This window comes from Mesorhizobium sp. 113-1-2, from assembly GCF_016756475.1.
Taxonomy (GTDB): domain Bacteria; phylum Pseudomonadota; class Alphaproteobacteria; order Rhizobiales; family Rhizobiaceae; genus Mesorhizobium; species Mesorhizobium loti_C.
In genome coordinates, this window is record NZ_AP023242.1 from 3579774 (window position 1) to 3598482 (window position 18709).

At 62.6% G+C, this 18709-nt stretch carries 31 protein-coding genes and 1 tRNA gene; 15 read left to right on the top strand and 17 right to left on the bottom strand.

Features of this window, described 5'->3' with window-relative positions; translation table 11 throughout:
• Positions 1-78 precede the first annotated feature (78 nt).
• Positions 79-381, bottom strand: a complete 303-nt coding sequence (locus tag JN279_RS17280; RefSeq protein WP_202353468.1) for a hypothetical protein — start codon at positions 379-381, stop codon at positions 79-81.
• Between the two features lie 273 nt (positions 382-654).
• Between JN279_RS17280 and JN279_RS17285 the strand changes: the two genes are divergently transcribed.
• Together JN279_RS17285 and JN279_RS17290 are read left to right on the top strand one after the other, a co-directional pair.
• A complete protein-coding gene (locus JN279_RS17285; protein ID WP_096447850.1) occupies positions 655-888 on the top strand; it encodes a hypothetical protein in 234 nt (77 codons plus the stop codon).
• 116 nt (positions 889-1004) lie between these two features.
• Positions 1005-2120 (top strand): sensor histidine kinase, encoded by a 1116-nt coding sequence (locus tag JN279_RS17290; RefSeq protein WP_096457531.1) that lies wholly within the window; start codon positions 1005-1007, stop codon positions 2118-2120.
• Between the two features lie 48 nt (positions 2121-2168).
• Here the strand turns inward: JN279_RS17290 and JN279_RS17295 are convergent, their stop codons facing one another.
• On the bottom strand, positions 2169-2402 hold the full coding sequence (locus JN279_RS17295; RefSeq protein WP_096447848.1) for a DUF378 domain-containing protein: 234 nt from the start codon (positions 2400-2402) through the stop codon (positions 2169-2171).
• A gap of 119 nt (positions 2403-2521) precedes the next feature.
• On the bottom strand, positions 2522-2767 hold the full coding sequence (locus tag JN279_RS17300; RefSeq protein ID WP_096447846.1) for a DUF982 domain-containing protein: 246 nt from the start codon (positions 2765-2767) through the stop codon (positions 2522-2524).
• A gap of 421 nt (positions 2768-3188) precedes the next feature.
• On the opposite strand from JN279_RS17300, the gene JN279_RS17305 reads away from it, so the two are divergent.
• Positions 3189-3353: a hypothetical protein gene (locus tag JN279_RS17305; protein WP_179298282.1), complete on the top strand. Its 165-nt coding sequence runs from the start codon at positions 3189-3191 to the stop codon at positions 3351-3353.
• 472 nt (positions 3354-3825) lie between these two features.
• On the opposite strand, the gene JN279_RS17310 is transcribed toward JN279_RS17305, so the two are convergent.
• Positions 3826-3899 (bottom strand) — tRNA-Gln (locus JN279_RS17310).
• 37 nt (positions 3900-3936) lie between these two features.
• Complete coding sequence (locus JN279_RS17315) at positions 3937-4233, bottom strand: hypothetical protein (RefSeq protein WP_244734644.1); 297 nt, start codon at positions 4231-4233, stop codon at positions 3937-3939.
• On the opposite strand from JN279_RS17315, the gene JN279_RS17320 reads away from it, so the two are divergent.
• On the top strand, positions 4232-4549 hold the full coding sequence (locus JN279_RS17320) for a hypothetical protein (RefSeq protein WP_096447844.1): 318 nt from the start codon (positions 4232-4234) through the stop codon (positions 4547-4549). The two genes, JN279_RS17315 and JN279_RS17320, sit on opposite strands and share 2 nt — an antisense overlap.
• 158 nt (positions 4550-4707) lie before the next feature.
• Positions 4708-4995, top strand: a complete 288-nt coding sequence (locus JN279_RS17325) for a hypothetical protein (protein WP_096457525.1) — start codon at positions 4708-4710, stop codon at positions 4993-4995.
• A 48-nt stretch (positions 4996-5043) separates the two neighbouring features.
• On the opposite strand, the gene JN279_RS17330 is transcribed toward JN279_RS17325, so the two are convergent.
• The 7 genes from JN279_RS17330 to JN279_RS17360 all read right to left on the bottom strand — a co-directional run bounded on the left by JN279_RS17330 (position 5044) and on the right by JN279_RS17360 (position 7961).
• Positions 5044-5289: a DUF982 domain-containing protein gene (locus JN279_RS17330; protein WP_096447842.1), complete on the bottom strand. Its 246-nt coding sequence runs from the start codon at positions 5287-5289 to the stop codon at positions 5044-5046.
• Positions 5290-5332: 43 nt separating this feature from the next.
• On the bottom strand, positions 5333-5569 hold the full coding sequence (locus tag JN279_RS17335; RefSeq protein ID WP_095205020.1) for a DUF982 domain-containing protein: 237 nt from the start codon (positions 5567-5569) through the stop codon (positions 5333-5335).
• A gap of 120 nt (positions 5570-5689) precedes the next feature.
• Positions 5690-6133, bottom strand: coding sequence for a GFA family protein (locus JN279_RS17340; protein ID WP_096447840.1), 444 nt, complete (start codon positions 6131-6133; stop codon positions 5690-5692).
• Between the two features lie 212 nt (positions 6134-6345).
• On the bottom strand, positions 6346-6525 hold the full coding sequence (locus tag JN279_RS17345; RefSeq protein WP_027052489.1) for a DUF3606 domain-containing protein: 180 nt from the start codon (positions 6523-6525) through the stop codon (positions 6346-6348).
• A gap of 510 nt (positions 6526-7035) precedes the next feature.
• Positions 7036-7227 carry a hypothetical protein gene (locus JN279_RS17350; RefSeq protein WP_096447838.1) on the bottom strand — a complete coding sequence of 64 codons (192 nt, stop codon included), beginning with the start codon at positions 7225-7227 and terminating at the stop codon, positions 7036-7038.
• A 139-nt stretch (positions 7228-7366) separates the two neighbouring features.
• A complete protein-coding gene (locus JN279_RS17355; RefSeq protein WP_096447836.1) occupies positions 7367-7735 on the bottom strand; it encodes a VOC family protein in 369 nt (122 codons plus the stop codon).
• Positions 7736-7748: 13 nt separating this feature from the next.
• Positions 7749-7961, bottom strand: a complete 213-nt coding sequence (locus tag JN279_RS17360; RefSeq protein ID WP_202353469.1) for a hypothetical protein — start codon at positions 7959-7961, stop codon at positions 7749-7751.
• Between JN279_RS17360 and JN279_RS17365 the strand changes: the two genes are divergently transcribed.
• A complete protein-coding gene (locus JN279_RS17365; RefSeq protein WP_096447832.1) occupies positions 7960-8385 on the top strand; it encodes a DoxX family protein in 426 nt (141 codons plus the stop codon). The two genes, JN279_RS17360 and JN279_RS17365, sit on opposite strands and share 2 nt — an antisense overlap.
• Before the next feature lie 57 nt (positions 8386-8442).
• On the opposite strand, the gene JN279_RS17370 is transcribed toward JN279_RS17365, so the two are convergent.
• From JN279_RS17370 to JN279_RS17380, 3 genes are all read right to left on the bottom strand, one after another.
• Complete coding sequence (locus JN279_RS17370; protein WP_096447830.1) at positions 8443-8796, bottom strand: hypothetical protein; 354 nt, start codon at positions 8794-8796, stop codon at positions 8443-8445.
• A 187-nt stretch (positions 8797-8983) separates the two neighbouring features.
• On the bottom strand, positions 8984-9730 hold the full coding sequence (locus JN279_RS17375; protein WP_096447828.1) for a hypothetical protein: 747 nt from the start codon (positions 9728-9730) through the stop codon (positions 8984-8986).
• A gap of 118 nt (positions 9731-9848) precedes the next feature.
• Positions 9849-10154 (bottom strand): hypothetical protein, encoded by a 306-nt coding sequence (locus tag JN279_RS17380; protein WP_010910423.1) that lies wholly within the window; start codon positions 10152-10154, stop codon positions 9849-9851.
• A 181-nt stretch (positions 10155-10335) separates the two neighbouring features.
• Here JN279_RS17380 and JN279_RS17385 point away from each other — a divergent pair, with 181 nt between their 5' ends.
• The gene (locus JN279_RS17385) at positions 10336-10704 is read left to right on the top strand and encodes a YbhB/YbcL family Raf kinase inhibitor-like protein (protein ID WP_244734646.1); all 369 of its coding nucleotides are present in this window, start codon (positions 10336-10338) and stop codon (positions 10702-10704) included.
• Positions 10705-10758: 54 nt separating this feature from the next.
• On the opposite strand, the gene JN279_RS17390 is transcribed toward JN279_RS17385, so the two are convergent.
• Positions 10759-11028 (bottom strand): hypothetical protein, encoded by a 270-nt coding sequence (locus JN279_RS17390; RefSeq protein ID WP_095205016.1) that lies wholly within the window; start codon positions 11026-11028, stop codon positions 10759-10761.
• Between the two features lie 643 nt (positions 11029-11671).
• Here JN279_RS17390 and JN279_RS17395 point away from each other — a divergent pair.
• The 4 genes from JN279_RS17395 (at position 11672) to JN279_RS17410 (ending at position 13554) form a co-directional block, all read left to right on the top strand.
• Positions 11672-12076 (top strand): hypothetical protein, encoded by a 405-nt coding sequence (locus JN279_RS17395; protein WP_096447821.1) that lies wholly within the window; start codon positions 11672-11674, stop codon positions 12074-12076.
• Entirely contained in the window at positions 12069-12464 is a 396-nt protein-coding gene (locus tag JN279_RS17400; RefSeq protein WP_096447819.1) for a hypothetical protein, read from the top strand. Before JN279_RS17395 ends, JN279_RS17400 begins: the two co-directional genes overlap by 8 nt.
• A complete protein-coding gene (locus JN279_RS17405; protein WP_096447817.1) occupies positions 12352-13116 on the top strand; it encodes a terminase large subunit domain-containing protein in 765 nt (254 codons plus the stop codon). The genes JN279_RS17400 and JN279_RS17405 overlap by 113 nt, the downstream gene beginning before the upstream one ends.
• Before the next feature lie 84 nt (positions 13117-13200).
• Entirely contained in the window at positions 13201-13554 is a 354-nt protein-coding gene (locus JN279_RS17410; protein WP_096447815.1) for a hypothetical protein, read from the top strand.
• Between the two features lie 31 nt (positions 13555-13585).
• On the opposite strand, the gene JN279_RS17415 is transcribed toward JN279_RS17410, so the two are convergent.
• A complete protein-coding gene (locus tag JN279_RS17415; RefSeq protein WP_202353470.1) occupies positions 13586-13732 on the bottom strand; it encodes a hypothetical protein in 147 nt (48 codons plus the stop codon).
• A 450-nt stretch (positions 13733-14182) separates the two neighbouring features.
• On the opposite strand from JN279_RS17415, the gene JN279_RS17420 reads away from it, so the two are divergent.
• The 4 genes from JN279_RS17420 to JN279_RS17435 all read left to right on the top strand — a co-directional run bounded on the left by JN279_RS17420 (position 14183) and on the right by JN279_RS17435 (position 18335).
• Positions 14183-14938, top strand: a complete 756-nt coding sequence (locus JN279_RS17420) for a phage terminase large subunit family protein (RefSeq protein ID WP_096447813.1) — start codon at positions 14183-14185, stop codon at positions 14936-14938.
• A gap of 354 nt (positions 14939-15292) precedes the next feature.
• Positions 15293-17731, top strand: coding sequence for a hypothetical protein (locus JN279_RS17425; RefSeq protein WP_202353471.1), 2439 nt, complete (start codon positions 15293-15295; stop codon positions 17729-17731).
• 2 nt (positions 17732-17733) lie between these two features.
• Positions 17734-18132, top strand: coding sequence for an SMI1/KNR4 family protein (locus JN279_RS17430; protein ID WP_096447811.1), 399 nt, complete (start codon positions 17734-17736; stop codon positions 18130-18132).
• Positions 18129-18335 (top strand): hypothetical protein, encoded by a 207-nt coding sequence (locus JN279_RS17435; RefSeq protein WP_096447809.1) that lies wholly within the window; start codon positions 18129-18131, stop codon positions 18333-18335. Before JN279_RS17430 ends, JN279_RS17435 begins: the two co-directional genes overlap by 4 nt.
• Positions 18336-18709 lie beyond the last annotated feature (374 nt).

Genomic DNA, 18709 nt, shown 5'->3' on the forward strand with positions numbered 1-18709 from the left:
GCTGCCGGTCCCCGGCCGGAAAGCGCTCCTTCACGTGTTGGAAGCGGCGCAGCGGTTAGGAGCCGCGTCAGAGCGGCACTACTGGATCGAGACCGGCTGTGAGAAGGTGGGCGCGCCGATCGCAGGTTCCTCAGCATCAATGCCATTTCCTGGCAGCGCCAACCCATTGCTCAAGGCGTCGAATTCGATTGCCGCGCCAAGCAGCTGGGCAGCCTGGAGAACCAGATACTCTATGTCCTCGAGGGCGACGTTCTCGGCCAGATTCCGGACCCTGACCTGTTCGGCCGTCGCCGTGATGTTGATGATGCCTGCCGTCTTGAATGCCCTCTCGGCCGCTGAATTGACGTCATCGCGCAGGCGCGTGGAGTAATCGTACCGCATCGAAACCTCCCAAAGGGAACGGTTTTCTGTTCAGCTTGGAGCATGCGCCCGGCGCGTCGGCATGGCAAGTGAAAATTTCATAATATCCAAATAAAATCAGTTAGTTAGGGTAGTTACAGGAATGTGTTTCAGGCGTTCGATACGCATCATGAGTTTGATGCGGGGAGCGCTCACTGGCCGGTCTTGACGCGTAATGAGCGCTATCCTAATTATAAGCCAAATGAGTTAGATACTAACTCACTGTATTTTTAGTCCTGAGCGAGGAGCGCGCACATGGCTGAACTCGAACGCCCCGAACGACTGCAGATCATGCTCACCACAGACGAATTGGCGGCGCTGGAAAACTGGCGCTTCGAAAGGCGCATGCCAAGCCGCTCGGCGGCGGTCAGGGAACTGCTGCGGCGCGGTCTTTCCTCGGACGGATTCCTGACGGCCGAGCAAGGCGTCAAGTCGCAGGAGTTCGGCGTGCTGCCTGACGCCGAAGGCGCGAAGCCGGCCGGCCGATGAGGCGTTCGGCATGATGCGCTGCCTCATCGCGCGTCGCCCGCAGCAATTTTTCCCCGGGCGATTGCCTTGAGCCGCCAGCGCGCTAGCTAATGGTGATGGCGGAATTCCGGGCGGCGATGACCGATACCAAGGGCAGTAACAGGCTGGACATGCTCGCCGACGGACGGCTCGCGGCGATTGTCGATTCGTCTTTCGATGCCATCATCAGCAAGGATCTGAACAGCATCATCACCAGCTGGAACCTGGCAGCCGAGCGCATGTTCGGCTACAGCGCCGACGAGGCGGTGGGCCAGTCCATCCTCATGCTCATCCCCGATCACCTCAAGGGCGAGGAGACCGAGATCATCCGCAGGGTTCGCGCCGGCGAGCGGGTGGCGAGCTATGAGACGACGCGAAGGCGCAAGGACGGCGCGCTTATTTCCGTCTCGCTGACGGTTTCGCCGATCAAGAACGCCAATGGCGAGATCGTCGGCGCCTCGAAGATCGCCCGCGACATTTCCGCCGCCAAGGAGAGCGAGCGCCGCATCAGGCTCTTGATGCGGGAGGTCAACCATCGCGTCAAGAACCAGTTCGCGGTCATCCTGTCGATGGTCAGGGAAACGAGCAAGCGCTCCAGCGACCCGCGTGAGTTCGAGGAACTGATCCGCGCCCGCATCATGGCGCTGTCGCGCTCGCACGACCTGCTCGTCACCTCGGAATGGGCCGGCGCCAGCCTGTTCGACCTGATCCAGGAACATTTGAAGCCGTTCGGCCGCGAGGAGCAGATCCTGCTCTCGGGTCCGGTCCTGACGCTGCAGTCGAATGCCGTGCAGAATCTCGGCATGGCCTTCCATGAGCTCGGCACGAACTCGTCCAAATATGGCGCATTGGGCAGCGAAGACGGCCGGGTCGAGATCACCTGGACGATCGGTTCCGGCGCCCAGGGTGCCAGCGTCCAAGGGGCCGGCGCCCGGAGTGCAGGTGCCCAGGGTTCTGGCGGGCGTGAATTCCAGATGCTCTGGACCGAAACATCCACGCCTCGTCCGGGCAGCAACGGCGATGAGATCACACGCAAGGGGTTCGGCACTGTCGTCCTGCAGCGGGTGGCGCCGCAGTCGCTGGGCGGTTCAGCCGAACTGGAGCGCTCGCCCGGCCGTCTCCACTGGCGCCTCAGCGCGCCGCTGGCATCGATTATCGTGCCGCAAGCCGGCGTCGATGCCGATGCCGACGCCGCGCCGGGTTTTGGCATCTGAATGCCCCCCCGTGGGGCGGCGGGTTTTCCGCCGCCCCCGGCTTACCAGTCACCGATGATGCGGGAGATGCCTTTCGGCATCGACTTCTCCAAGGGTGAAGCTCTGGAAGCCCGGCATGAGCTGCCATATGGCTGCAAGGCCTATGATCAGATAGGCCAGGCGGGCCAGCATGGCGCCCCCAAGGGCTGTGCCGATTACGTCATAGCCGGTCACACCCATGGACAGCCAGTTGAGACCGCCAAGGATGATGAGAGCGAGCGTGACGAGGTTCATGATGCGCATAAACGCCTCCTGATGTTGCCTGACAAAAAGACGCCTGCAAAAAAACGCTCGCCGTTTCAGACGGTTCCGTCGATCACGAAATTGTGAACGATGGTTGCAGTCCGTGAATGCGGCTCGACCTACTCGACCAGTATGTGTGCCTCGCGCGCCGCCTCGATGAAAGCCTCCCTGGCGATATCGGCAGGCACCTCGCCGCTTGTCGCGCGGCGGCAGGCGCGCAACGCGGATTGATGTTTGAGGCTGCCGGCGTCGCGCCAGTGTGTCGTCAGCAATTCGATGGCCTGCTGTGTGTTGGACAAGTTGCGGGTGGCACCGGCCACACCGACCGAAACCACCACGGGTTTGGAAAACCAAGCGGTTTGCATTGGAACCTCGACTGCGTGAGGACAATAACGCCCGCGTCAGCGCACGGTTCCATCTCTGCCGGCCACTGTCGCGCGAGGCTGAGGGGAGCTGTCGGCGGCGAAGGCATCCGATGGTCCCGCGGGCTGCGGGCGCCGGTCCGTTCGATCGGAACCGGCTTGATGGAACATTAGTCATCTCTAATAGTTGTTGTTGTCAGCAGGGCAGGGGCATCCCCTGCTGAAGATCGGGTCTCCGATCGGCTCGCGCACCTCTGGCCGAGATCGCGAGCTTTGCCGGCCCGACTTGGGGCGGCCCGGCGCACACTTCGTTGGGAAAGCAGTGCGCCGGGCCTAACCGGCGTGGGGCTGCTGCCGGCTGATCATTATATGCGGTACCGCTAATATAACTGAAGCATTCAAATGAAGGAGGTGAGAGCCATCGATGACTGAAAAGCCGGCCACAACCTATGTCGTGAGCGTCTTTGAAAAACCGATGTGGCGTACGGTCCTGACCACGAAGGACAAAACCAAGGCTTTCGCCCTGGCGAAAGAGATTGGCGACAAGGTGCGGGTCGAGGAGATCACGCCGAAGCCAAAGGAGCGTTGAGGCGCCCGCCAGGGAAGCCTCGGAACATAGGTGGCGGCAAGTCCCGCGATCCCTAGGGGCGCCCGTCGCCGCCGTGAATGGGGCGGCGGGTCAGCCAAGCCTTCATCCATATATTGCGATTGACTAAAGTAATGGAACATCCAATGGACGATACCGGAACCAAAGCGGTTACGTCAGACCTTTGCATGGAGCCACCTAAGACCTTGGTCCCAATAGGAAAAGCCCGCCACAGGAGCGACCTGCGGCGGGCTTTTCAAGTGGCTACATCCCGAAGGAATCGACCGCTTGTGGTTGTACTGTGAACCAAGTTGCCGCGTTGGCCTATGGTGTGATCGCGGAAGCCGGGCCCGTGACCCGGACCACAAATACGGTGGGCGCCTGCGAGGCGGCTATCCCTCAGGCAATTCGCACGCGTTTATTCAGTGGGTATTCGACAGAAAGGAAGATTTGGAATCCAGCGATCTGATTTTTCTGGTTCCCGCTCATGGGCTCGAACCACGATTCACGCCTTCAAAGGGCGCTGTCCTACCATTAGACGAAGCGGGAGAAGCTCGGATGGTTATGCCGTTAGTACGGCGAGGCGTCAATTCGGGAAGTTGTTGACCGGTTCGTCGCAGCGGTAGACCGGGCAGTGTCCGTCGCGGGCCGGGATATAGGCCGACATCGGCACTTCCGGCCAGTCGCATTCATTGCCGAACTGCCTGACATAGCGGTCATAGGTGTTCGGGCCGGTGGTCAGCACCACGGCGCGATGGCTCTGGATCATGGCCTGGATCCCAGCACAGCTCATGCTGCGGCTGTCGGGACGGGCCTCGGCCAGCCCGGGCGCCGCAAGCACGGTGGCCAGGGTCATCGACAGGATTCGAAGGCGAGCGGACATGACGGTTTCTCTTGGTTTTGATTCAGCCTCATTGTTCCACAAAACCCACCACCTGTCCGCCGGTTCCGTGATGGGCCGCGCATTGCGCAGGGCGAGACGCAACCAAACCACGCGTCGCGCATTGCTGGGCATGGACGGCAGGAAGCCCGACGAAACGCCGCAATGGTGGCCCGGAGACGAGGGCCGCGAAGCCATGTGCTGTTCCTTCTGCGGCGGCCGCGACCACCGCTACGAGGCGTGCCCGCAAAGGACCGAACCGCCTGTTGCTCCGGCCGAAGGGGGCGAGGGGGACATGACCCGGGCACCGGACAGTTAGGACCGTTTCCACGGCGCCTCCGCTACGCATAGCGGCCGGAGGTGTCACGCCGCCGGGAGAAGGCGGCCAGCCTTTTTTGCCGCCACCTTTTGGGCCGTCAGGCGTTGTCCCCGCGAAGGAAGGCCGCCGCGGGCGGCATGCAAGGAAAGGAGGCCGAGATGAAACCTCTCGCCATCGCGTCCCTGATGCTGGCCCTGGCCGGGCCGGCCGCGGCGCAGACGGAGCAGAACCCGGCCCAGCAGGTCGACAACTGCCGGGTCGAGACGGATCAAGGCGACAAGCAGCAGTCCGGCGGCGGCAATCTGAGCGAAAAGCTCAACGATTGCGGCGGGGTGCTGAAGCCGCCGGCCACCGGCGATCAGGGCATGGCCGCGCCAGCGCCCGACCAAGGCAAGACACCGGTGATCAAGCCCGGCGAAGTGCCGGCCCAGCCGCCCAGGCAATAGAGGATCCAAACAACAGAGACGCAAGATGGCGCCGGCCGGCGGTCTCGATCAGCGGACCAGCAGGCCGGCGTGATCGCACAGCGCCGTGAAAGCCTCCTGTGCCTGAGCCGCGCCGTCCTTGTTTTCCAGCGCCGCCTCGATCTTTTCGCGCGCCGCCTGGTAGAAGGGGCCGCGGCTGGCATGCGGCCAGTCGATCAGGATTTCGCTGGCGTCCTGAAGGGTCGCCACCTCGCGGATCGTGTCGGAGCCATGCGGCTTGACCCGCACCGGAGTAGATAGCATCACATCGGCCATTGTCTTTCCCGCTCCTGGGTTTTCCGCTACCGGGCTTTTCCCGCTATTGGAGGATGTGGGCTTCGCGTGCGGCGTCGATCATCGCCCGCATCGCCTTTTCCGGCGGCGTCCAGCCGTCCAGTGCATCGCGACAGCAGCGCAGCGCCGCCTGGTATCGCCGGCCTCGGCCGGCCGGCCAGTCGCCGAGGCATTCCAGCCCCTCCCAGGCGCTGCGCACAACGCGCTCTCGCTCGGGGGCAAATTTCAGGCGGATCGGTCGGGGGAACATCTTGTCGTTCAACGGAAGTCTCCGTGGCATGTCGCCCCAGGAGCGAACAGCGGTTGTGAAACAACGCACTCGCAAGGGGCGCCGGATAACGTCGCCGGCAGGGGAGGGTTCCAGGCCCGAAAAGATCAATTTTCAATCGTGAGCGACGGCGTCCGACAAAGGCCTCGGCGGCGGCGGAACGGCGTCTTCCGGGATGGGCCGGTCATGCTCGAACTGTTCGGTGCCGGGCAAGGCATGCAGCCAGGTCTCGCGGCGGCTGGTCCACAATTCATATTGCGGCTCCAGGTCGGTTGGCGCGACGTCGAGGCTGCCAAGCATTACCTCGACCTCATCATCGCCGATCCAGGCGACGCGGCCGCCGCAGGTCGGGCAGAAGCTGCGCGTGCCGTAGCTGGCGACTTCGCCCGATGTTTCGAAGGCGTCGCGCGGCCAGATGGCGAAGGCCGAATAGACCGAGCCGCCCGCCTTGCGGCAGTCCTTGCAGTGGCAGAGGCCGACCCGCGTCGGCTGGCCTGTGACGACGAAATGCACGCCGCCGCACAGGCAACTGCCGGTCCTGCGTGTGGTGTCGGACATGATCGCGGCCCTCCCTCGGTCTGGCTCTCGTCAGTCTGGCACGCTACGGGCCGGGCGGGACAGAGGCTCATCTGCCATTTCGTTGGCCAGAAACCAGGAAAGATGTCCTGTTCGTGGTGCCGCCGAGCCCGGCTGGCAAACACCAACCGGGCTGACGCGGCCCGCAGCATCCATCAACGCCATAATGGCGAAATGGTTGCGGCTCGCGGCTTCTATCCGCGCGCGGCCATGTGGTTGTCGAGCTTCTTGCGCGACGGGCCGTAGCGCTTGATGATGGTCTGAGCTTCGCTCTGCGGGATGCCGTATTTGCGCGCGAAGGCGGCGACCTCATAGGTCTCCTCGCTCGAAACCAGCTTGCGGTCCTGCTTGATCTTGGATTTGTCGTCGGGCATGGCGTGCCTCGCTTTCTGTCAGCCGCACGGTCGTGCGGACATCGCTATATAGGATGCCACGATCAGACATAACAGCGATCGGCGGTACTGGTTCCATGGCGGGCGTCGGATGAGGCCCGGCCGACGCGGATCGCAAGCCGCCTGTCAGGCCGAATGGGCCAGGCCGGCGCCGTGCTGGCCGGTTTCGGCGCAATCGGCGCAAGGCGCGCTGGCGCCAGGACAGCCGCGCTGGTGGGTGCCGGCGGGACAGCAAAGGCCGTTTGAGCTTGTCCAGCGCGGGCATTGGAAAACCTGCCCGGTGCCGCCGCAGCCATTGCACTCGAGGACCGTAGACCGGACCATATAGGACATCGTCCCGAACTTGACGCTCGCGCCCAAAACCCAACCCACCCCAATAGCTGCACAGGACGGACCTGTGCATTAGCCCCAGCTTACGGTATCACGTTGCTGGTTACGGACAAGTTTCAGGATCATTAATTGTTCGTGAACGCCCCGGCGGGCGCCTTGGCGTCAGGCCGGCGTCAGCCGCCTGGCGGCGAGGTACATGAGCGCCGGGGCGGCCTGGCAGCGATCCCGGCCGGCCGCCTCGACCTCGTCGAACAGCGCGTCGAGATGGGGGACGAGCATCTCCCGGCAGTCCAGTTCATAGGCGGCGCTCATTGCCGGATGCTGCGGCGCGCCGATGGTCAAGGTTTTGGCCATGTTTGATTCCCTCCCCGTGGGCGGGGGCGATCATACCATCAGCCGGCAAACCGAATAATCCGATTTCGCCGGCGCGGGAGCGCCGCGCCGACAGCGCCAAGGCGCAAGCCAAGGCAAGCGAACGGATTTCGGGCAGGGATCATGCTCTTGCTTCAAAAAGCTCGACGACGTTGCCGGACGGATCCTCGCAAAGGATCTGGCGGCCGCCGGGGCCGTCGACAATCTCGTTGCGGAACGGCACGCCGGCCTCGCGCATCCGGACGATGAGCGCCGCGAGGTCCTCCACCTCCAGCACGATGCGGTTCCATCCGCCCGGTTCCGGCGTCCTGCCATCCGGCATCGGTCTCGCCGCCGACGCCGTCGGGCCGGCAAGCCAGAACGTCAGGTCGTCGCGCCTCAGGATGGCCATCGCCGGACCGAACTGCTGCCGCAGCACGAAGCCGAGATGCCTGGTGTAGAATGCTATCGCCAACTCGACATCGCTGACGAGATACCGGACCGTCGCCATAGGCTTGCTCTCCTCACAAACTGATCAAGCGCCCCTTGTGAAGGTAGCTTTCGGGGCAGGCCGCGGCAAGGTTGGAGCCCCGGCCACGGCGTCCTGTGAGCGCCGGACCGGTGCCGAGATCCAGCGCGGCATGGCTTTCGTGCAAAAATTTCAGACCGGTGTCGGAACTGCGCGGGGTCGCTCGTCCTTGGGTCGACATCCATTGCAAACCCTGGAGAGACAGCATGCCGGATATCACTCAATCGCCGTGGCAGACCGCGGCCCTGCTCATCGCCCGCCTGATCTTCGCCGCCGTCTTCCTGATGGCGGTGACCTTCAAGTTCATGGGCATGGGTGCCACCGCAGGCTTCATCGCCGCCGCCGGCTTTCCTTTCCCGCTCTTCCTTGCCTGGTGCGCGGCGATCCTGGAGGTGGCGCTGGTGCTGTGTTTCCTGAGCGGCGCCTTCTTCACCCAGGCGGCTCTCGTCGCGGCTGCCTATGTGCTGTTCCTGGGCTTTGCCTTCCACGGCCCCAGCCACTGGGCCGGCAACCAGGCCGAGTTCGGCTTCTTCGTCGACCATTTTTCGTTCCTGGCCGGACTGCTGTTCGCCGCCGTGCACGGGCCGGGACGGACGCTGACGCTGAATCTGGGCTGGCCTGGCAGGGCGTAGCGACAGCGTCGGGCCCGAGCCAGGCGACCTTTGTAGCCAGGCCGGGCCGAAGGCCGGCTAGCGGCCCTGCAGGACTTTGATCACCTTGCTGCTGTCAGCCGATGGCGACGAAAGATTGCGGTAGTCGGCATAGGTTATGCGTCCTCTGGCGACGGCATTCCAAAGGCGATTGCAGAATGTTGCCGGCAGGCGTTCCAGGCTGACATTGGCGACGTCAGCGAGGGTTTTTCTCTCGGCCAGCGGCAGTGTCGCCTGGTCGGCAATGCATTCCCTGGTGACTTTGGCCTTGATCGCCGGGCTGCCGCTGAGGACTGCCTGGGCGTTGTTGAACTCGCCCTCGCTGACGGTTGTGCAGCCGGCGAGCATGACGGCGCCAAGCAACAAGGCGCCAAAGCGCGGTTCAAATCTCATGTGTCCCCCCAAGAAATCACCAGGCAGCAATCAGCCGCAACCAAGCAAAACTTGGTGACATCGGCAAGACATTCGATACATCACGCCGACGAATAGTGTTGGGCCAATGGTTTGACTTGCAGGGAATTTCTACCTCGACCAGGATCGGGACATGCTCGGCGAGGGCGATGAGGTCCGTGCCAGGCTGCTAATGCAGTCTGGCCGGGCCGAATGACGCCAGCGCCTCCAGCCCTTTGTCGATCAACCACAGACGGGAAGGCGGGGTGCGGCCGCGTGCCGTCAGCAACAGCTGATGCACCGGCTGGCCAAGCAGCCAACGCCGCATCTGGTGGATTTTCACTTCGTCCACATAGCCCCAGAAGGCGCGCTCGGTGGTGTCGTTCTCGAACACGAATTTTGCACCGGTCTGCATGAAGTTGGCGAGCTGCAGCGAGGCGCTGATCGACGGTGCGGCAAGCCATTTCTCCAGCATCGCCTCCAGATCGAGATCGAGACAGGCGGTGCCGCAAATCCAGCTGTCGGCTTCCTCCTCATCAGGATCTTCCTGAAGGGCCCGCGACCAAGCGCCGGCAAACAGCGCCCGGATCGCAGCCGGTTCATGCGCCGGCCACTCCAGCCACTTACCCCTCTTCAAACGCTCGGCAATGATCGGTGGTTCGGTGCCAGTCCATTGCCGCTCAAGGACAGCCTGCTCGAGGATGCGCGGCAAAAAGTGCTTGTAGTCATCAAGATCGCCGACGGTCGTCATGGCGTAACCGGCATAAGGGCCGATTTGCTCGCCGGTCAATTCTCGCAACGGGGCGGAGCTCAGCGTCTTCAGCAGCGCGACGGGATCGCGCAATGGCGAGGCGTGCATGGCATGCGGCCGCGGATAAGGTGCAAACGCCGCGTAGCAATCGTCGATCAGGCGCTGAAGCTGGTCGTCGGGCTGCATAGGAGGCGGAATGTTCCGGGCATTTGGCGGTTATAGGCGAAGGCACATGAAAACGGATAGGCACAAAAAATTCTACACACAGTGCTGGCCGGCCTCAAATGCTCGAAAGCTCCAGGCCTCACAGCTGATCGTTGTAAGGCTCCTTCATCTGGCCGACCATGCGCGCCAGTTTCGAGAAGGACGGCATGTCGGCCTCGGGCTGGCACTGGTTGGCGAGTTCCAGCAGCCGGATCGGGAAATTGACGGCGTCGCGGCTTGACGCCGACATGCCATTGGATCGCTCCTCACCGGTTTCGCTGGCTTCGGCCTTGCGCAGCGCGATGTCGATCTCCTCCGATGTCAGCACCCCCTTGCGAACCAGCACGTGGTTGATCGATGCGACGGCCATCAGCAGACCTTCGAGTTGCAGGTTGGCGACGTTCATGGCGATTGTTCCCTCCATTGACCAAAGCTAAAACGCGCCAGCGGCGTTTCCGATCCGGTGCGCAAGCCAATTTGGCCGGCTCGCGGGCGTCTTGCCCGTCGGTCGCGAGCCTCGCCGCGATGCCTTGCGTGCGAAAAGAGACTATGATCGCCAGGGCCGGGTGCGAAGCAGGGAGGTCGTTTTGCGTCTTGTACCAGCCTTTGGTTTTGCCGTGGCGATGACGACGGCCGCGTCCGCCGACATGGCGATGAACTTCGAATGGGGTCCGACGGTCAAGTGTTTTGATCCGAAGTCGCCGCCGATCACGCTTTCCGGCGTTCCCGCCGGGACGAAGACGCTGGCGTTCAAGATGGTCGATACGGACGCGCCCGACTTCAAGCATGGCGGCGGCACCGTGGCCTTCGGCGGCCAGAAAACCTTGCCCTATGGAGCGTTCAGCTATCGCGGACCCTGTCCACCCAGGCCGCATATGTACGAGATATCGGTGAAGGCGCTCGATGGCAGCGGCAAAACCATCGCGACGGCAAAAGCGCGAAGACGCTTTCCGTAACGCTATCGAGCAATGGCGTGGACGAAGCCGGATTCCACCTTTCGGGACCGTGTTCTATTCCTGCGTCAGGCGCTCGCCATATTCGCGCCACACCGCCTTGACCTCCAGGCTGCCGAGGCGAGGGATGGACGGATCGCCGCAATCTATGGCCACGGCGCTGATGTCGTAGTTAGGGTAGGCGTTGGCGACGAAACGGATCGCGTCGCCAAGCGAGTTCACGCGGATGATCGGATCAGCCTGGCCCTGACCGGTGCTGCGCACACCGGAAACCGAGGCTGGAGCATGCCGCATCCTGAACACGGATGCCATGGCCGGTCTGTCCATCGTCCTCTCCTAAAAGGCCGTGCGACGCGAATCATTCCATGAGCTTCTTCTGATGATCCCACAGCTGCCGGCCGATGAAAAGCCGGCTAGCCAATGCGGGTTTCGGGCCGGCGGTGGTGCTGCTGCGGTTGTCGGGTGAGGGCAGTCGTGCTATCATTTTACCCATGGTGCTGATTTGCGCCGATGACCCGCCGCGAGGCGGGTTTTTGTTTTTTAGCGCGCTCCCGGAGCGATGCCGATTGCGTCTTCGCCTTGGCGCGGGAAGATGGGATAGGAATATTTTCTCAGAAAATCGTTGACCGGGTGAGGGCAGCCATGCTACATATTTGTCCATGGTGCTGATTTGCGCCAACGACCCGCCGCCGAGGTGGGTTTTGTGTTTCTGGCGCCTTGTCAGCCAATCCGCCCGGCCGCCAACTTATACGTTGGCGGGACAGCGCCCCCCTCTGTCCTGCCGGACATCTCCCCCACAAGGGGGGAGATCAGCCGTTATCTCGGCTTTCGCTAATTGCCGACGTTGCAGGAAAAGCGCTGCCGCCAAAGCTGCCAATCTCCCCACCTGTGGGGGAGATGTCCGGCAGGACAGAGGGGGGCGTCGTAGAGCGCTGCCTTCATCTGACGATCCACTCCGCGAGAAACTCTGATGCCCACACGCTACGCCACAATCATCACCGACGATGACGGCGCCGAAATCGTCAGCGCCATTGGCGCGTTCGAGGGGGCAGCGCCGCAGCCGCGTCTGGGCCGGGTCGAGTTGGTCGCGCCCGGCGTGCTGATCGGCATGGTGCGGGACGCGGCCGGTGGCTTTGGTTTTCCGCAAGCCGGCATCGGCGGCCAGGCCATCGGTCTCGTCTTGGCGCGGCTCAAGGCGCAGGCCAGCGTGGCAAAACGCGCTGGTGCCGCGAAACCTGCCGCGGCGGCAAAGCCGAAGCGCGCCAAGCGGGCGAAGAAAAAAATCCGATCGAGGAAGCCGGCCGGATCGATGCCGAAGGCGGGCAGGGCGGCCAGCGAAGTCGCTGCAGAGACGATGGACCAGGTCGATGGCTGATGACACCGCCGAGAGGCCGACGCGCGGCAAGGCGAGGCCAGCAAGGCGCAAGCCCGCCGCCAGTTCGGCGGCTGCGCAAAAACCCCGTCCCAAGCGGACGAAGAAGACGCTGGGCGATGATTTTCTTGCCGCCGTGCGTGCGGACTTCCGCGCGTATGGCGCCGGCGTCATCGCCGAGGTGCGGGCCGACAAGCCGGACCAGTATCTGAAGATCGTGCTGTCCGTCTTGCCCAAAGATTTCGATGGCGCCATCAACCATCTGGATGCCCTGAGCGATGAAGAGATCCGCAGCCGTATCCGCAGCCTCGAAGCCATCGTCAAACCGTTCCTCGAAGAGCCCGCCGATCACCGCGAAGACGGAATATCTGGCGCTGCTGGCGGAGCTTGACCGCCGCAGACGCACAAACCAGCTGGCGGCGTATAAGCCCTATGAGCGCCAGGCCGAATTTCACGCGGCAGGGGCGGTCAACCGCGAAAGGCTGTTCATGGCCGGCAACCAGCTCGGCAAGACAAGGGCCGGCGGCGCGGAATGGGCGATGCATCTCACCGGCCGCTATCCCCAGTGGTGGCAAGGCAAGGTTTTCGACACGCCGGTGCGGCTGTGGGCCGCCGGCGTGACCGGCGAGGGCACGCGTGACAACCCGCAGCGCGTGCTGGTCGGCCCGCCGCAGCAGCAGGCGGCCTGGGGCACCGGCATGATCCCGGCGGATGCCATTGTCGACACCATCATGGGCCGCGGCGCGCCGGGCGCGCTCGACAGCGTCGTGGTGCGCCATGGCGGCGGCGGCGACGTGCAGGCCGGCGAGAGCGTGCTGTCGTTCAAGAGCTTCGAGAAGGGCCGCGAGAAATGGCAGGGCGAGACGCTGCACGGCGTCTGGTTCGACGAGGAACCGCCACTCGACATCTATTCCGAAGGCCTGACCCGCACCAACGCGACGGGCGGGATTACGATCGTCACCTTCACGCCGCTGCTTGGCATGAGCGATGTGGTGCTGCTGTTTTTGTCGGCGGGGGAGGTGGAAAAGTTGGCGAAGGGGTGAACCGCCGCGAAACCATGATTTGCAATGCCGCTTTTGCAGCAACCGGTGGTCGAGTAGCGTCCGGCGCGACGTTTGAGGTCTGACATGCGCCAAATCGCAAAACTGCTCCTGCTCTCTGCCCTGCTTTCAGCCTGCACCGGAAGCGGCGATTGGCGCGCCGATGCAATCACCGCCGCCGAAGGCAAGATGCGCAGTCTGGTGAGCGATCCTTCCGCCACATTCTCACATGTCCAGCTTACCGGCGACAGTTCGTCCGGCCAGACCTGCGGCGTCATCACCGCCAAGGTTGGCACCTTCACCAAGGAGGCGCGCTTCATCGTCTATATCGACAACACCGCCGGTCCGTTTGTCGAGCCGGGCATGGGCCAGTCCATGTCTCGGGCCGACTTCGACTGGGCCTGGAAGAATGATTGTCTGAACGAGGGGTATAAGAGCTAAGCGGGTCTGGTAACTCGGGTTCTGAACTTATTCACTCCGTCTCCCGCGCCACCATCCGATCGAGGTTTTCGTTCAGCCGCCTGAGCAAACCCAGCAGCGTCGCCACTTCATCTTCGCCGAAACCTGCCAGCGCCCGTTCCGAGCCTTCATGCAGCGCCTCGCGCGCGGCGGGCCACACCAGGACTTGCTCAAGCAGCGCCGCCCCCGTGACGTTCGCATCGGCTGATCAGGTCTGAGCGTCAAAAAAGCTGATTGAAGTCGAATCAGGGGTATTGGCTGCCCGCAAGCTGTCTGGCGCGGGCCTTGGGATCGGTCGCTTTCCGGGTGAGCGGTTGGCACCATATCCTTTCGTCGCCCGAAATTGGATTGAACCAGACATTGCATACCTTGTTCGGTGTGTCCGGGGCACAAACTTTGTGTTGGTACCCGTGGAGATCGTACATCTTGCAGGTCTGCTTACTTGTATCGTATGGAACGTTCGACTGGCATGCTGATGCACTGGCTGCAATGGCCACAACGATTGCTATGCGGATCATGTATCTCCCCCGAGTCATCAGCTACTTCGCATTGATGAACAGTATTATCAATGGCAATAGCTCGTCACGGCAGGTAATTAGGACAGGCTAATATGTCCCGTCACGTCACCTTCATGACCATCGACGATGCCGCGCATTATTCGGTGCAAGAGCGCGCGGCGATCGTCGCCGCCTATCCAGCGCATGAGCGCGAGGCGCGCGCCCGGGGCATTCCGGTGCTGGGTTCTGGCCGCATCTTTCCGGTGGCCGAGGCGCTGATTGCCTGCGAGCCGTTCCGGCTGCCGCGCTACTGGCCGCGCATCGGCGCGCTCGATTTCGGCTGGGACCACCCTTCCGCCGCCGTCGAGCTTGCCTGGGATACGGAGGCCGATGTCGTCTATGTCACCAAGGCAGTGCGGGCCTCGCAGCAGACGCCGGCCATGCAGACGCTGACCCTGAAACCCTGGGGCGAATGGCTGCCCTTCGCCTGGCCGCGCGACGGCCGTCGTGAAACGCTGGAAGGGGCGGGTGTGGCGCTCGCCAAACAATATGCCGCGTACGGGCTGAACATGCTGTCGCGCCACGCGCAATTTGCCGACGGTTCGGTCTCGGTCGAAGCAGGGTTGATGGAGATGCTCGACCGCATGCAATCCGGCCGCTTCAAGGTGTTTTCGACGCTCGCCGACTGGTTCGAGGAGTTTCGCCTCTACCATCGCAAGGACGGCCAGGTTGTAAAACTGCGCGACGACCTGATGGCGGCGACCCGCTATGGCGTGATGATGCTGCGCGAGGCGGTGGTCGATCCGGCGGAGTTCAAGGCGGCGCGGCGGCCGGCGGGGCAGAGCGATCCGCTGGGGGCGTTTCGGTAACTTCCACTTCGTCATTCTCGGGCTTGACCCGAGAATCCATGCCGCGACATCGGCCGAGGCGTGCTGCCGAACAGAATTCTGCACCGCAGCGGCGCTTTGAATCGCGGCATGGGTCCCTTGGGCTGCGGAGCAGCTCCAGGGGTCTGCGCCGCGTCGCTTCGCTCCTTGCTCCGCTCGTGGGATGACGAACGCAAGAGGCGCCTGGCCGCGCCTGTAGTCCGCAACACCGGCCGATCCCTCCAAGAACGTCGATTCACAAGACCGCGACAACCAGCATGCGTGCGATCCGGCCGTGCCGTGATCGCCGGCGCCGCGCGCCCTTTGTTCAAAGCCAATTCGAGCAGGAACCCGGCAATGGTCCACGTCATCCCGCTTTCCATCGCCAAGCGCCGGCTCGATACCGGCAACGCGCCGCAATACCCGCAGGGATCGCCAATCGGCGGCGCCATGCAAGGGCTGGGCGATCACCTTTCCGCTGTCGCCGAGCGCTACCAGCAGATGAAGGACCAGCAGGAAGCGTTCGACGCCGAGCTGGCCCGCCGCCGGTTCAACGGCCAGATCGCGCAGGCGGAAGACGAGGTGACGGCCAACGCGCCGGCCGACGGCAGCGGCCTGCATGAAGCCATGTATGGCCAGGTCGATCCGTACAGCGGCCGGGTGGTGAAGACCGGGCTGTTCGACAAGCTGTTCGCCGCTGCCTTGCCCGGCATGCCCGAGAGCCAGCGCGCCGCCTTCGCCAGGCAGAAAGAAGCGTTGCGTCAAACCGGCGGGCTGCGCATGGCGGCGCGGCAGCTTCAGCGACGCAGGGATTATGAGCAGGCCGAGGTCGACACAGCGCTGAAGACCAGCGCCATCGCCATCGGCAACGCCAACCCCGACGACCACGTCACCTTCGAAGCGGCCCGCCAGCAGGGTCTCGACCTGATCGACAAGATGGGGCTCGACCCGGGGATCAGGCAGCAGAAGGCGAAGGACTGGTTCGGCACCGCCGCCAAGGCGCGGTTCGAGGCCCTGATCGCCAAGGACCCGAAGCGCGCGCTGGAGATGTTCGGGGCGGGGGGACTAGGAGAGTCTTCAGGGGGCGATGCCTCCGGCGCCTCTCCGATCGCCTGGGTTCTTGCCTCAGGCAGCTCGAAGGCCGCTGCCGCGACCGGCGATCGCGTTGGCAAGCTCACGCCAGACCAGCGAGTGGCTCAGGCTTTCGGGGACGACATTCCGCCTGAAGATCGGCCGGCCCTGGCCGAGCAAGCCTGGGCCGCCGACGCCGCCCGGCAAGTCGAAATGCGCAGCGGCATCAACCTGGCCGAACTGAACGCGCCGGCCGCCATCAGGGAGACAGGTAGCTATTCAGGGCCGACTTTCACGCCAGAGCAGTTCGTGGCGCTCTACGGCTCGACGGAAGGGATCAGGCGTTTTCAGGCTTTCAATCAAGCGCTTGATGTCAGTCGCCAATTCTACGGCATGCGCACGATGTCTAACGACGCCGTGCAGGCGATGGTCAGAGCGTCTGCCCCCAAGGCCGATAGCGCGACGCCGGAAGAGGACCGGGCGCGTCATGAGGCCATAGTCACGGCCGCCGACCTCACCCTCAAGGAGAGGCAGGGCGATCCCGGCGGCTATGTCCGCAAGACGTTCGCGAATCTCGATGCGGCTTGGAACAATCTTTCGACGCCGGAAGACTATCAGACGGCGATTATCGGCTCGATCGCCGCACAGCAGCAGTTGGGCTTCGAGAGGATACAACCGCTGCCCAATTCTGTGGCGGGAGGCGTCGTCGACGGACTCAAAAACGGGACCAAACCGCAAGATCACACCCTAAACAACATCTTTGCTGCGCTCCCTACCGAAGCTGCCCAAGAGGCAATTCTAGACCACCTAATTCGGACAAGTGCAACTCAGACAGAGAGAAGCCTAGCTGATCGAACACGTCGCGATTGGGTAGTCGATCCCAAGATGCTGCTCGATTTGCGCAAAGCGGCCGAGTTGGGTCTGCGGGACTCGAATGTAGAAGTGACGAACTACATTCCTACGCTTCAAGACAGGATCGGCAGATTTGCCGCCGGCGATAGCAAGCCAGGCAGCGTGCGTCAGAATTTGACGGTGAAGCTGCTTGGCTCTGCAGGAGGTGGCGAGGAAGGCTTTTCGCTATCCGACCTCACTCCCCTAGGGGCTGTATTCGCGGCTGATAAGGCTGGTATCTCCGCCAGATATGGCAATTACGGCGACATGTTTCTCAATGCCGCAGGAGCATTGCCCACCGATCGCCTGGCGTCTGTCGGCCTGAGCCAAGCAGGCAAAATTGTTAGGCCGTTGGCTAAGGAGCTTGGGCTCGTCTTGAAGCGGCCCGACGACCTCGCTGACGGGGCCGAGGCGCTTGTTCGCGGAAGCAGCGGCAAGCTCGCCGACTCGACGGAGGACGTTCTTTCTGAAGGAGCGGACTTCTACAAAAGCGTAGACGATTTAAGCGATGCTGGGTCCGAACTTCCCTCTGGCAGCTTCTCGATTTCAGATTGGACAGCCTATCCGGCAATGATCCCGAAGCCAGAAGGGCCATTCAGATTGTTAGAGGGCACAGAGTACAAGGCGGCTAGAAAAGCGGCCCACAAAGCCAACCGCGTTATCCGCCGCAAGCTAGGGCTTGCCGGCAAATCCGTTGATGTGCATGAAATCAAGCCAGTGAAGTTTGGCGGTAGCCCGACGGACATCTCTAACAAGATCATCCTGCCACGCGACGTTCATCGAAAACAGGTTACGCCATGGTGGGAGCAGTTAAAGAAAGACCTAGGAGGATAGCGATGGGATATAGTTTAACCGAAGGAGAGCTTGATCCGCCGGCTGAAGCCTCGCTGGTCGACGGCCTGTCCGCACGCCTGGGAGTCGCGCTGCCCAAGGATTACACCGACTTCCTCAAGGAGCATAATGGAGGTGAAGGTTTCATCGGCGATAGCTATATTGTTCTCTTTAAAGCCGAAGAATTGGTGCAATTCAACATAGAGTATGAGGTTGAAAAGTATGCGCCGGGCATCCTCCTATTCGGATCGAACGGAGCGGGTGAAGGCTATGGCTTTGACACTGACGATGCGGCCATGCCAATCGTGCAGATACCATTCATTGGTATGGATCGGCGATACGCTGACATCGTTGCGCGTGACCTCGCCGATCTATTTGCTCGGTTGGAAGAGGACTTAGAATGAGCAACCAAAATGAATATTCGCGCCCCAAGGGCATGGAGCTGTTTGAGATTACACCGATTATCGTCGGGGGCGATCCAGTCAGTTTGGAGAACAAGACCTGGTTGACCAGACAAGAGCACTTTGAAGCCGTGCGCTACTGGAATCAAGCTATCGAAATTCAGCGTAAGGCGGCGCTGGAGAAAGCGGCGCGGGCGGACGAGTAGGATGCGGCTATTGTGAGGTTCGGGACTGAGTTTGGAAAATAGTGCACTGTCACCGTAACTCGAAATTCAGCGTAAGGCGGCGCTGGAGAAGGCGGCGCGGGCGGACGAGTAGGATGCGGCTATTGCGAGGTTCGGGATTGAGACTGGGGACTGATACTGGAAATTAGTGCACTGTCACCGTAATTCTGGAATCGTTAGGCATTCCGTTTGCTGTGGTCGAGCCTTACGAACAGTAACGGGATCGCGCCTTTGTTGTCGCGGCGACGCAACGCTGACCGGTCTCTCCAGTGAAGTTTGGCGGTAGTCCGATCGACACCTCCTACAAAGATCGTTCTGCCTCGCGAAGTTTATAGACAACAGGCTACGCCGTGGTG